10 protein-coding genes are annotated in these 12,838 nt (G+C 43.0%); 5 read left to right on the forward strand and 5 right to left on the reverse strand.

Translation table 11 applies throughout. The features are described from left to right. The first annotated feature begins 229 nt into the window (after positions 1 to 229). The gene (locus tag ACMAZD_RS15335; protein ID WP_281053292.1) at positions 230 to 706 is read left to right on the forward strand and encodes an RDD family protein; all 477 of its coding nucleotides are present in this window, start codon (positions 230 to 232) and stop codon (positions 704 to 706) included. 62 nt (positions 707 to 768) lie between these two features. Here the strand turns inward: ACMAZD_RS15335 and lptG are convergent, their stop codons facing one another. Then, complete coding sequence (gene lptG, locus ACMAZD_RS15340; RefSeq protein WP_435247832.1) at positions 769 to 1,839, reverse strand: LPS export ABC transporter permease LptG; 1,071 nt, start codon at positions 1,837 to 1,839, stop codon at positions 769 to 771. Positions 1,840 to 1,842: 3 nt separating this feature from the next. Further along, positions 1,843 to 2,943, reverse strand: a complete 1,101-nt coding sequence (lptF, locus tag ACMAZD_RS15345) for an LPS export ABC transporter permease LptF (protein ID WP_435247833.1) — start codon at positions 2,941 to 2,943, stop codon at positions 1,843 to 1,845. Between the two features lie 192 nt (positions 2,944 to 3,135). Here lptF and pepA point away from each other — a divergent pair, with 192 nt between their 5' ends. The 3 genes from pepA to ACMAZD_RS15360 all read left to right on the forward strand — a co-directional run bounded on the left by pepA (position 3,136) and on the right by ACMAZD_RS15360 (position 8,196). Next, entirely contained in the window at positions 3,136 to 4,656 is a 1,521-nt protein-coding gene (pepA, locus tag ACMAZD_RS15350) for a leucyl aminopeptidase (RefSeq protein ID WP_435247834.1), read from the forward strand. 99 nt (positions 4,657 to 4,755) lie between these two features. Next, positions 4,756 to 5,205: a DNA polymerase III subunit chi gene (locus ACMAZD_RS15355; RefSeq protein ID WP_017107785.1), complete on the forward strand. Its 450-nt coding sequence runs from the start codon at positions 4,756 to 4,758 to the stop codon at positions 5,203 to 5,205. A 102-nt stretch (positions 5,206 to 5,307) separates the two neighbouring features. Beyond that, positions 5,308 to 8,196 (forward strand): valine--tRNA ligase, encoded by a 2,889-nt coding sequence (locus tag ACMAZD_RS15360; RefSeq protein WP_435247835.1) that lies wholly within the window; start codon positions 5,308 to 5,310, stop codon positions 8,194 to 8,196. A gap of 149 nt (positions 8,197 to 8,345) precedes the next feature. Here ACMAZD_RS15360 and ACMAZD_RS15365 read toward each other — a convergent pair whose 3' ends face one another. Continuing rightward, entirely contained in the window at positions 8,346 to 9,347 is a 1,002-nt protein-coding gene (locus ACMAZD_RS15365) for a M48 family metallopeptidase (RefSeq protein ID WP_435247836.1), read from the reverse strand. Beyond that, positions 9,348 to 10,520: a YjgN family protein gene (locus ACMAZD_RS15370; protein ID WP_435247837.1), complete on the reverse strand. Its 1,173-nt coding sequence runs from the start codon at positions 10,518 to 10,520 to the stop codon at positions 9,348 to 9,350. 265 nt (positions 10,521 to 10,785) lie between these two features. Here ACMAZD_RS15370 and ACMAZD_RS15375 point away from each other — a divergent pair, with 265 nt between their 5' ends. After that, a complete protein-coding gene (locus ACMAZD_RS15375) occupies positions 10,786 to 11,691 on the forward strand; it encodes a bifunctional helix-turn-helix transcriptional regulator/GNAT family N-acetyltransferase (RefSeq protein WP_435247838.1) in 906 nt (301 codons plus the stop codon). Positions 11,692 to 11,785: 94 nt separating this feature from the next. On the opposite strand, the gene ACMAZD_RS15380 is transcribed toward ACMAZD_RS15375, so the two are convergent. Next, on the reverse strand, positions 11,786 to 12,583 hold the full coding sequence (locus tag ACMAZD_RS15380; RefSeq protein WP_435247839.1) for a glycosyl hydrolase 2 galactose-binding domain-containing protein: 798 nt from the start codon (positions 12,581 to 12,583) through the stop codon (positions 11,786 to 11,788). Positions 12,584 to 12,838 lie beyond the last annotated feature (255 nt).

The raw sequence follows: 12,838 nt of genomic DNA on the forward strand, positions 1-12,838 counted from the left end.
AATCCGTCGTGTATACCAATTTCACCATACTGGCATTATCTTAGGGCATTGCCCTTTCGATGTCTGGCATTATACGTATGCGAACTGATGTGGCAAGTATAAAAACTTGAATTCATGTGTGTTTGCCGATAATTTCGCCACTAAGTCATAAGCTGTGCGTCATGTCTCTTTTCACGCTAAGCCTTAGCCTATATTCTGACACCTAAATTTTTAAAGAAGTAATAACACCATGACATCAACAAATACAATGCCACCAGCAGGAGTAATGCGCCGATTTGGTGCCTTGTTCTATGATGCCCTTATCGTAATCGCTATTGAAATGTTGGCGGCTGGCGTCATTGTCGCTCTGCTGCACGCTCTCATGGCTCTTGGCATTTTTAACCATAGCGGTTATGCCGATGTTAGTGACTTCTTAACGAACCACCCTATCTGGAGCCCTGCATATACTTTCTACTTAGTCGTGGTTTGGGTGTACTTCTTTGTTTTCTTCTGGACAAGAGCAGGCCAAACGCTAGGAATGAGAGCTTGGAAACTGCGTGTTCAAAACAAAGATGGCTCAGCAATTACCGTAACCCAAGCGCTGATTCGTTTAGGAACCTCAGGATTTGGATTGGCAAACTTATGTGTTCCATTCGATCCTCAGAAGCGTGGCTTTCACGACATCTGGGCGAAGACTGAAGTAGTAGTGCTACCACAAGCACGATAACGCTATTAATCTCACTACAATCAAGATCAAAAAAGGAAGGCGTTATGCCTTCCTTTTTCTATTTACAGTTTCCGTCGCAAGAGCATGATGGCAATTCCGAGGAACACCACGCTCGGAGCGAGCGCACCAAAGGCCGGTGGTATTTGATAAACCAAACTGACAGGACCAAAGAACTCACTGGATATATAGAAGGTGAAACCTGCAATAACCCCCGATAGAATCCTTGCTCCCATAGTCACACTTCGCAATGGACCAAAGATAAACGACAGTGCCATCAACATCATGACCGCTATCGAAATAGGCTGAGTTATCTTTCTCCATAAAGCGAGTTCATAGCGTGATGCATCTTGCTCCGACGCTTTAAGGTAGGAAACATAATCATACAGTCCACTTAAAGAGAGCTCTTCTGGCTTAACCGTTACAATCGCAAGCTTATCTGGAGCAAGTGATGTCTTCCATGAGTATGTCGGTAGACTTTCTTTGGTAATTTGAATCTCATTTTCGAACGACGTGATCTCGACATCGTTCATTGTCCAAACGTTGTCTCCGACGTAATCGACTTCTTCAGAATATATCGCCGTCTTAAGTACCTTATTTTCATCAAAGCGCCACATGTTCAAACCATATAACTTTTCATCGTCAATTTTGACAACGAATATAAAGTCATTAGCATCACGCGCCCATACCCCACTTTGGGTAGAGATGATATTGCCACCAGCAATCGATATGGTTCTTAAGTCACGAGCCATCTTCTGTGCTTGAGGAGCTCCCCATTGACCAAGAAGAGTCACGACGATCATTAATGGAATAGCGGTTTTGAGTACCGATAGGCCAATATCTAACTTAGAGAAACCCGCAGCCTGCATCACCACCAGCTCAGAACTCGCAGCAAGCATACCCAGTCCAATCAGTGCACCAAGTAATGCAGCCATTGGAAAGAACATTTCGATATCACGAGGAACACTCAATAGAACGAAATACAGCGCTTGTAATAGATCATAAGTACCACGACCAACCTTTCTCAGTTGCTCTACGTACTTGATAATCCCAGAGAGACCAACAAACGTCACCAATACCAGTGACGTAGTTGCGATGATGGTTCTGCCTATATATAAATCGAGAATCTTAAACACGGCTTAAGCTAACCTTTTATTCTTGAATTTTTCTTTCAAACGCCTTACTGGCACGCTATCCATAAAGTTTGCACCAATCGCAACAAATAACAATAACGCATTAACTGGCCACATGCCGACTACCGCAGGCATACTCCCCTCTTCAATCGAAGATTTAGTTGCACTGATTGCTAAGAAATAGGTTAGGTAAATTAGAATGGCTGGGCCAATTTTAGCGAAACGACCTTGTCGAGGGTTCACCGCAGACAGTGGCACAACAAGCATGGTCAACAATGGAATACAAAGCACCAATGAAATTCGCCACTGTAATTCTGCTTTCGCACTGTTTTCTGAATTACCAATCAGTTCGAGCGTAGGAATGGCTTCCCAGTCACGGCCTTTTTTCTCGACCTCACGCTGACCAATTAAACCTTCGTACTCTTCAAAGTGCGTCACCATATAATCGAGGCGCGTTGGAATCCCTTCATGACGAGTACCATCGTACATCACAATCACTTGGCGACCATCACTAAGTTCTTTTACATCACCCGACTTAGAGAACATTACACTAGGCAATACCGAATCACGTGGGCGCATTTGAGCAACGAACACATTTTCTAACTTATTACCGTCGATATCATCAATGAAAACGACAGAAGAACCATCCGGCGTACCTTCAAATTTACCTTTTGGCAGCAAATCAACACTGTTCTCTGCAGCCACTTCTTCATACATTTGCTCAACTTTATCTTGAGACCAAGGAGATAACCAAAATGAGTTAAAGGCAGCAACAGATGCAGTAATCAAAGCCAAATAAAGCGCAGATTGGATAAGAAATTTATTACCAATCCCCGTAGCGTTCATTACGACTATTTCACTTTCAGCGTAAAGGCGACCAAAAGTAAGTAAAATACCAATATAGATACTGAGTGGAAGCATCAATAAGCCCATCGCTGGCATATTTAGACCAACAATCGACAATATAAGGCTCGCAGGAATATCACCATCAGAGGCGTCCGCTAAAACACTGATGAATTTTTGGCTGAGAAACACGAGAAAGAGAACAAAAAAGATCGCAAATTGGCTCTTGATTGTCTCGCGGATCAAATATCTAACAATAATCACGCTCAAATTACCTATACAAAACTTGTTTTTTTGATTGAATCACTATAATTTCCCGTTGAACCTTTTATTTTTTTAAATTTTTAGCTAAGTGTTAGCGTGCTTCTTTAAGGTTAGTTCCATTATAGGATCCAACAAGTAAGAACTCATTATCTAACATTTAGTTCGATTTGTCTTCAGGATGTAGGAGTACGCATGGAGTTCAGTGTAAAAAGTGGCAGCCCAGAGAAACAGCGCAGCGCATGTATCGTTGTCGGTGTATTCGAACCGCGCCGCCTTTCTCCAGTAGCCGAGCAATTAGATAAGATTAGCGATGGCTATATTAGTTCACTGCTTCGTCGCGGTGATCTAGAGGGTAAACCTGGCCAGATGCTGCTACTGCATCAAGTACCAGGTGTACTTTCAGAACGTGTTCTATTGGTAGGCTGTGGTAAAGAACGTGAGCTAGGCGAGCGTCAATACAAAGAAATTATCCAAAAAACCATCAGTACACTAAATGAAACAGGTTCTATGGAAGCAGTATGTTTCCTTACAGAGCTTCACGTTAAAGGTCGCGACACTTACTGGAAAGTTCGTCAAGCGGTAGAAGCAACTAAAGATGGTCTTTACACATTCGACCAATTTAAGAGCAACAAACCAGAGACTCGTCGCCCATTGCGTAAATTGGTATTCAACGTACCAACACGTCGCGAACTAAGCCTTGGTGAAAAAGCGATCTCTCATGGTCTTGCTATTGCTTCAGGTGTGAAAGCATCTAAAGACCTGGGCAACATGCCACCGAACATCGCAAACCCGGCTTACCTTGCTTCTCAAGCTCGTCGTTTAGCTGACGATTATGAGACAGTAAAGACTAAGATCATCGGTGAAGAAGAGATGGAAAAGCTGGGTATGACTTCATACTTAGCAGTAGGCCGTGGCTCTAAGAACGAATCTATGATGTCTATCATGGAATACACAGGTGCTGCTGACCCAAATGCAAAACCTATCGTTCTAGTGGGTAAAGGTCTTACTTTCGATTCAGGCGGTATCTCACTTAAGCCTGGTGAAGGCATGGATGAGATGAAGTACGACATGTGTGGTGCTGCATCTGTATTCGGTACAATGAAAGCATTGGCGAAACTGAACTTGCCAATCAACGTTGTAGGTATTCTTGCGGGCTGTGAAAACATGCCGGGTAGCAATGCTTACCGTCCAGGTGATATTCTAACAACCATGTCTGGCCAAACAGTTGAAGTACTAAACACGGATGCTGAAGGTCGCTTGGTTCTATGTGATGCTCTAACTTACGTTGAGCGTTTTGAACCTGATTGCGTTGTTGACGTTGCAACACTAACTGGCGCGTGTGTTATTGCTTTAGGCCACCACATCAGTGGCGTTCTATCAAACCACAACCCTCTTTCTCATGAACTTGTTAATGCTTCAGAGCAAGCAAGTGACCGTGCATGGCGTCTACCTATGGCAGACGAGTACCATGAGCAGCTAAACAGCCCGTTTGCTGATATGGCAAACATTGGTGGCCGTCCTGGCGGTACTATCACCGCGGGTTGTTTCCTGTCTAAATTCACCAAAAAGTACCACTGGGCTCACATCGACAGTGCAGGTACAGCGTGGAAGTCAGGCGCAGCGAAAGGCTCGACAGGTCGTCCTGTCTCAATGCTAGTCCAATTCTTATTGAACCGCAGCGGCCATGAGACTGAAGAGCAATCTTCAAAATAATGAAAAGGGCCTACGGGCCCTTTTTTAATAAGCGCTATTTGTTAGATCCTGTTAATTAAGTAACATTGATATCCACGATTTTCAGTTCGAGTGTTAAATATGCAGACTGCTACGTTTTACATTGTGTCTCCAGACAGCCCGCAAGCCAGTGAAGAGGGTTTTGCTCACTACGTGTTGTTTCTTGCGCAGCATTTTGCAAAACAAGGCGCTAAACTTTATCTCAACTGTAACGATAAAGATCATGCTGAGCGTATCGCTGAAGTTTTTTGGCAGGTAGAGCCTACTGAATTTATCGCGCACAACTTGGTTGGCGAAGGTCCAAAATATTCAACGAATATTGAGATAGGCCATCAAGGTGTCAAACCTAATTGGAACCGCCAATTGGTAATAAATTTGGCCGATAATCATACAACCTTTGCGAACGCCTTTGCTCAGGTGATAGACTTCGTTCCTTGCGAAGAAAAACCTAAGCAACTCGCTCGAGAAAGGTATAAAATTTACCGTCAGGCTGGATATCAGCTACAAACTATCGAGATTCAACATCCATAGTCAAACCTCATAGTTAAAGCTATCTTTGGATTTAGATTCAAGAAGCTTCACTTATGAAGTTTGACCACGATTAACCATTCACAGTATCCGTTTAAGAGCACTATGGAAAAGACATACAACCCAACATCAATCGAACAAGCTCTGTATAAGACTTGGGAAGAGAAAGGCTACTTTAAGCCACACGGTGACACATCAAAAGAAGCTTACAGCATCATGATCCCGCCACCGAACGTCACTGGTAGCCTACACATGGGTCACGCGTTCCAAGATACGATCATGGATACGCTTATCCGTGCTCAACGTATGAAAGGCAAAAATACACTTTGGCAAGTGGGTACTGACCACGCTGGTATCGCAACTCAAATGGTTGTTGAGCGTAAGATCGCTGCTGAAGAAGGCAAAACAAAACACGACTACGGCCGTGAAGCTTTCATCGACAAGATCTGGGAATGGAAAGGCGAATCAGGTGGCACGATCACTCAACAACTTCGTCGTCTTGGTGCATCTGTAGATTGGGATCGTGAGCGATTCACTATGGATGACGGCCTATCGGCTGCGACTCAAGAAGTATTTGTTCGTCTATACGAAGAAGACCTAATCTACCGTGGTAAGCGTCTAGTAAACTGGGATCCTAAACTGCACACTGCAATATCTGATCTTGAAGTTGAAAACAAAGACAAAAAAGGTTTCATGTGGCACTTCCGCTACCCGCTAGCGAATGGTGTTAAAACCGCTGATGGCAAAGACTACATTGTCGTCGCGACTACGCGTCCTGAAACCATGCTTGGTGATACAGGCGTAGCGGTTAACCCTGAAGATCCTCGCTACAAAGATCTTATCGGTAAAAAAATCCTGCTTCCTATCGTAAATCGTCTTATCCCTATCGTAGGTGATGAGCACGCTGACATGGATAAAGGCACGGGTTGTGTGAAGATTACGCCAGCTCATGACTTTAACGATTACGAAGTGGGCAAGCGCCATAGCCTACCAATGATCAACATCCTAACGTTCAACGGTGATATCCGTGATGCGGCAGAAATCTTCACAACAAACGGTGAAGAAAGCAATGTGTACTCAACAGAGCTTCCAGCAAAATACCAAGGTATGGAGCGTTTTGCCGCTCGTCGTGCAACGGTTGCTGAATTTGAAGAGCTAGGCCTACTTGAAGAAATCAAAGATCACGATCTAACCGTTCCTTACGGTGACCGTGGTGGCGTGGTTATCGAACCAATGCTGACGGACCAATGGTACGTACGTACAGCGCCTCTTGCTGCTCCTGCTGTTAAAGCCGTTGAAGATGGTGAGATCCAATTCGTACCTAAGCAGTACGAAAACATGTACTTCGCGTGGATGCGTGACGTGCAAGATTGGTGTATCTCTCGTCAACTTTGGTGGGGGCACCGTATCCCTGCATGGTACGACAACGATGGTAAAGTTTACGTTGGTCGCACTGAAGAAGAAGTTCGTGAAAAGAACAATCTTTCACCAGTAATTGTTCTTAAGCAAGACAACGACGTTCTTGATACCTGGTTCTCTTCTGCACTTTGGACGTTCGGCACGCAAGGCTGGCCTGAAGATACTGAAGCAATGAAAACATTCCACCCATCTGAAGTACTAGTATCTGGTTTTGATATTATCTTCTTCTGGGTTGCTCGTATGATCATGATGACCATGCACTTCGTGAAAGACGAAGATGGTAAGGCTCAAGTACCTTTCAAAACAGTTTACATGACGGGCCTTATCCGTGATGAAAACGGCGACAAGATGTCTAAGTCGAAAGGTAACGTACTTGATCCAATCGATATGATTGACGGCATCGGCCTTGAAGAGCTAGTAGAAAAGCGTTGTGGCAACATGATGCAACCTAAACTGGCTGCTAAGATCGAAAAAGCAACACGCAAGACTTTCGAAGATGGTATCGAACCATACGGTACTGATGCACTGCGTTTCACTCTTGCTGCTATGGCTTCAACTGGCCGTGACATCAACTGGGACATGAAGCGTCTTGAAGGTTACCGTAACTTCTGTAACAAGCTATGGAACGCAAGCCGTTACGTACTGATGAACACAGAAGAGCACGATTGTGGCATGTCACTGTCTGTTGAAGACCGTGCAAACATGGAATTCTCTCTAGCAGACAAATGGATTGAATCTCAGTTTGAAGTTGCAGCGAAAGAGTTTAACGCTCATCTAGACAACTACCGTCTAGACATGGCAGCAAACACGCTTTACGAATTCATCTGGAACCAATTCTGTGACTGGTACCTAGAGCTAACGAAACCTGTTCTTTGGAAGGGTACTGAAGCTCAACAGCAAGCGACTCGTTACACGCTTATTACGGTTCTTGAGAAGACTCTACGCCTTGCTCACCCTGTTCTTCCTTACATCACTGAATCTATCTGGCAGAGCGTTATTCCGCTGTTCGACGACGTTGAAGGCCCTGATGCAGAAGAAAGAACTATCATGAATCAAGCACTTCCTCAGTTTAATGAAGATAACTTCAATGCTGAGATCGTTGACGACATCGAATGGGTTAAAACCTTTATCACCGCTATCCGTAACCTACGTGCGGAATACGACATTGCCCCAAGCCAAGGCTTAGAAGTAATGATCAAAGTCGCTGATGAGAAAGATGCAGCTCGTATCGAAGCAAACAAGATCGTTCTTACTTCTCTGGCTAAGCTAGACGATATTAAAGTTCTAGCAGACGGCGAAGCAACTCCGGCTTGTGCAACCAAACTGGTTGGCAAATCTGAGCTGATGATCCCAATGGCTGGCCTTATCGACAAACACGCTGAGCTTGCTCGTCTAGATAAAGAAGTTGCGAAGACTCACGGTGAGATTAAGCGTATCGAAGGCAAACTAGGTAACGAAGGTTTCGTTGCTAAAGCACCTGAAGCGGTTATCGCGAAAGAGCGTGAAAAGCTTGAAGGCTACCAAGAAACTCTTGTTAAGCTAGAAGAGCAAAAAGCGACAATCGCAGCTTTATAATCCATGCGATAGTTTTTAAGTAAGAAAAAGGGCAGATAATAATCTGCCCTTTTTATTGTCTAAAATTCGGTGATAATGGTTTGATTAATATAAATTACAATTAGATAACAATGATTTAGGTATTAACACAAACCTTTTTCACTAAACAACTAACGTACGTCCCTCAATGATTCAATCCGTTCACCCAATTCAGGATGAGAACTGAGCCATGTGGGTAGTTCAGCATGTCCACCAGAATCTTTTCCTAACAATTCAAACATCTCAATCATAGCTTGATTAGAACCATGCAGCTCGATCATCGAATAGGAAGCAAATGAATCCGCTTCTCGCTCTGCATCTTGTGATTGACCATTATTTGCAACAAACACACCAAGACCAGTAAGGTTATCAATGATCCCAGAGCTTTCACCAGTCAAAGCCGCTACAGTTACTGACAACAAACTTGATCGAACCAATACTTTCATTACATGCTGGTGCTGAACATGTCCTAATTCATGTAACAAGATACTGTCTAGTTGCTCTTCCGTTTGAGTCAATCTAACGAGATCATCTAATACAATGATTGTCCCCGCACTCAGCGCAAAAGCATTGGCGCCAAGTTCTGAAGAACGAAAGACCAACTGTACATCGCCCTCAATATTCATTTGTTGCAACTGCTTTTCAAAGCGCTGACGAATATGATGCTGTCGTTCTTCCGGCAGAGTAGAACTCTCGAAGAACTGTTCATCTAAAGACTCTAAAACCTGATTTTTAACCAGTCTAGGTACCGAGTCAGGTAGATAAGTGACTATTTGATGAGTTAACCACGGGATCCCATGAGTGAACATAGAAATAGTAAGTAACACGAGAACAACACTACTAACTAAGATAGCCGTGATGTTCTTCTCTAATTTACCTATGAAATTATGTTTACCTCTGTCTCTCAAATAGGCGTCCAGCTCATCACTTTCCTCCGAGATAAATTGCCATCCACCTGGGAATTTGAGCTTTGTTGGAGCGGATCCAACGCCTCGCATAATTTCAACACGTTCAAAATATGCAGAAACAAAAGAACTATCCACTCTCAGGAGTAGTTTATTAGGGTGAGATATTTCTAAAATGGCCTCACAGCGTTCAGAACTGCGAGGCGGGTGTGCAACACCAGAGATCATTTAGCCAATACCAAGATCAACATTAAACGCTTGAGCTATTTCATCAGAAATAGCCGATTCCACATCAGACGGTTGGTCGTTTGCTACTAGTAAATCTAAGTTACCTTGAACATACGTATTCTCCGACAAGTAGTTCATCGTTCTTACCATCACCCATGGTCTAGCTAACCCGAGGGTAATCACTTGAAGTAAGAAGTTAGTTAATACTAAAAGCATGTAGCTTTTTATCGTTAATGTCGAAGCAAAACTTAACGTTGAATCGGCCTCATTTTCTTTTCCTTCAAGCACTAATTCAGAGAAGGTGTAATTTCTAATTTTTACTTGAATGTAAGCAGCAATCGCAATACTCATAACAATGAAAGCAAAGTAATAAGCCACCATCATTGAAGTCAAACTTCCGTTGTTAACGATTTCGGATAACGACTCAGGGTTGCTGATCATGTTGAAGCCAACGGCACTGAAGAGAGCCAAGACGGCAACAATAGAGACAACCAGCCATGCAATCATACTGGTTAAGTATACTTTGAAATAAAAGCCATCTTGGTAATCAGCTTTAAACTGACGATCGCCATAGCGATAACCATTAGAAAAATAATTGGCGATACCGGCAAGTAACCAGGATTGTAAATAAACATAAGAAGGTATGGATATTAAAATGGCGATGCCACCAGCAATCATGTTCATTTGCATAGTAAATATTATTGCCATGATTGCCGTAAATACGCCGACACCCACAACAAGACCGCGCCCAAGAATTGCCCAGTAGGCTCCAGAAACAGTACCATGGAAAGAGAAGTGAACATTTCGAAAGCTTGTCATTGCAGAATCAAAACGAGCATTACTGCGAGATAACAATGGTAACAATGCAAAAAAAACCAGTAATAAAACCAATGCCATCTTAGGGGCAAACTGATTACTGACTCCCCAAGCGACGACACAAATCAACGCAATGATTCGCCCTTTCAATATTTGCATAGGCTTACCATGATATTCAAAGCTATCACTGCCAATAAATGTATTCCCATAAAAGTAACGTTTATTTCGAACTTTCGCCCAAGCCGAGTAAATACCCAATGTGATAACGGATAAAAGGATATTAACAATCCAAATACCAAAATATTCGTTCCCCTTTCCCTTAAAATTCACCCTAGTTTCTAACTGTTTTGTTTCCATTTCTCTATTCCATTTGACGTTTCAAAAACAACCATGTACATCTGCGCGCACATAAACAAAGTAAAAGTATAGAAACACATCATTCTGATCAATTGATAATTAATATAAAAAGAGAGCTAACCATCAACATTAACCCTTGGATCTCTAATTTATTCCCACCCTTCCTACGATAACCTTATTGACATGGTTGCGGATCGCAATTAATTTATAGTTGTACATCACAATTGATTTATAGTTGTATATCGCAACTACATTGAGAGGCAACATGACTTCAACACAACTTAGAGAATTATCACGTCAACTCGTTCGACAGCTTGGAATGCTCGACAAAAATTGTGGTGACATTGCCCTACCTCCAATTCAAGCTCATACACTGATCGAAATAGAACAGCAGCCATTAACCGTGAATCAATTAGCGGATAAGCTCAATATTGATAAGTCCAACGCCAGTAGAGCAGTCAACAATCTAGCGAAGAACTCGTTAATCCAAACCTCGCCACATCCCAGCGATAAGCGCAGTGTTGTTGCTTCAGTAACAGAGCAAGGGGTAAATACTCTTGCCAAACTTCACAGTCAACAAAATCGATTTTATGACTCGGTACTTGAACGTTTAACGGAAGCGGAAACTCAACAAGTTTCGGGGGGAATGGAGTATTACCTTAAAGCACTGCAACAAAGCCACGCTTCAAGTAATGTGGTAGTTCGTCCCCTACAACAGCAGGACAACACCATAGTGGCCAATGTGATTCGCCAAGTTTCTTATGAGAACGGGCTAACTGAAGATAAAGGTTATGGTGTGGCTGATCCCACCTTAGAAGACATGTTCAGCGTTTATAACAATGAAAGATCTCAGTATTGGGTCATTGAACTTGATGGAAAGGTTGTCGGTGGTGGTGGATTTGCACCATTATCAGGTATGCCAGAAGTCTGTGAACTGCAAAAAATGTACTTCTTGCCAGAAACCAGAGGCAAAGGCTTAGCGAAGAAGCTGGTTAATATGTCGATGGAGAAAGCTAAAGATCTGGGTTATCAACATATGTATTTAGAAACGACCGAATGCCTTAATGCCGCCGTTAAACTTTACGAAAAATTGGGCTTTGAACACCTTGATTCAGCCTGGGGAGCAACAGGCCATGACGCTTGTGAGGTTGTCATGGCCAAAACGCTATAATGTGTTTATGAAATAGGGCTAGCGTCGGCAGTTCATTAGATGACAAACGAGTGAACAAATTAATTCCTTGCGCAAAGGGCTAATCGAATAACCGCTAGTTACGCAAAAAGTTGCTCACGCAAGAGGCTGGATTCAAGGCAACGAAAGAACTCTCTTTTTGCACATCGAGTTCCACTTCTAACTGATATAAATGCTTAGGGTTGGGCTTTTCAAGGTTAAATACCATTGGAGCCTCAACCTGAAACACAACACCAGTATGCTCAGCTCGTACATCTATTGGCATGACTAGTGTCATACCGTTGAATTTGATTGATGCAGAGACTAGCCCTGCTTTTAGTGTCTGGTAAATAACATCCACTTTAAACTCACAGCCACCACCGTGATGCCAGATTTGCTCGGTGACGACTTGTTCAAGCTTCACATTACGAACAAACTGCAAATACGGTGCGTGCCAAATCCCAATACGAGAATCTGATTTAGCAACGACCTGTGAAGAGATAGAGTCATCCATATCCTCTTCAAGCAACAGGCTCTCCTCTTCTTCAAGGAAAAGGATCTCAAAACGATTTCGACCAGGCTGCATATAAGGACGGATGTCTTTACGATATTCAGCTTCGCTGCCATCACAGTCAAACACGGCAACGCCATTAAGCCGCACTTCTGCGAAGTAATCGACGCCTGCAACCACTAACTCAACAAATGGACACGCCAACATGGCATCATCAACTTCAATGTCATGCATCAGGTGCCACTCTTGCTCTGCGATTTCCTCTTCACTCAGGTTATCAGGGAGTTTAGAGCTTAACGGGGCAGGAAAAGTAATGTCATCTTGTGGGATAGAGAGATCCGTCAGTGGCGAAACTTGCCAAAGACCATCGAGAGGTAGCCGCATACCATTCCTTGAGCTAGATCAATTTTGACCGCATTATAATGAATGAATGCATATAAAGACATTTATTTTTCTGAGGACAAAAAAATGCCAGCTCAAGGCTGGCATTCTTTAAAACTGGGAGAGATTACTCTTCGTCTTCATCATCTTCGTCAGGGTAGATAGCATCTTCACCTTCGCACACCCTTACACTTAATTATTCCAAAAACATGAGAGCAACCAATTAGAATAAGGCTTCATAATAATTCTCACATTTTA

It is taken from the genome of Vibrio sp. nBUS_14, from assembly GCF_051201655.1.
Classification (GTDB): Bacteria; Pseudomonadota; Gammaproteobacteria; order Enterobacterales; family Vibrionaceae; genus Vibrio.

What these genes read in the sequence shown, in the direction of transcription:
- ACMAZD_RS15335 (WP_281053292.1), top strand. Translation starts at nt 230, where the DNA reads ATGACATCAACAAATACAATGCCACCAGCAGGAGTAATGCGCCGATTT.
- pepA (WP_435247834.1), top strand. Translation starts at nt 3,136, where the DNA reads ATGGAGTTCAGTGTAAAAAGTGGCAGCCCAGAGAAACAGCGCAGCGCA.
- ACMAZD_RS15355 (WP_017107785.1), top strand. Translation starts at nt 4,756, where the DNA reads ATGCAGACTGCTACGTTTTACATTGTGTCTCCAGACAGCCCGCAAGCC.
- ACMAZD_RS15360 (WP_435247835.1), top strand. Translation starts at nt 5,308, where the DNA reads ATGGAAAAGACATACAACCCAACATCAATCGAACAAGCTCTGTATAAG.
- ACMAZD_RS15365 (WP_435247836.1), bottom strand. Translation starts at nt 9,347, where the DNA reads ATGATCTCTGGTGTTGCACACCCGCCTCGCAGTTCTGAACGCTGTGAG.
- ACMAZD_RS15370 (WP_435247837.1), bottom strand. Translation starts at nt 10,520, where the DNA reads ATGGAAACAAAACAGTTAGAAACTAGGGTGAATTTTAAGGGAAAGGGG.
- ACMAZD_RS15375 (WP_435247838.1), top strand. Translation starts at nt 10,786, where the DNA reads ATGACTTCAACACAACTTAGAGAATTATCACGTCAACTCGTTCGACAG.
- ACMAZD_RS15380 (WP_435247839.1), bottom strand. Translation starts at nt 12,583, where the DNA reads ATGCGGCTACCTCTCGATGGTCTTTGGCAAGTTTCGCCACTGACGGAT.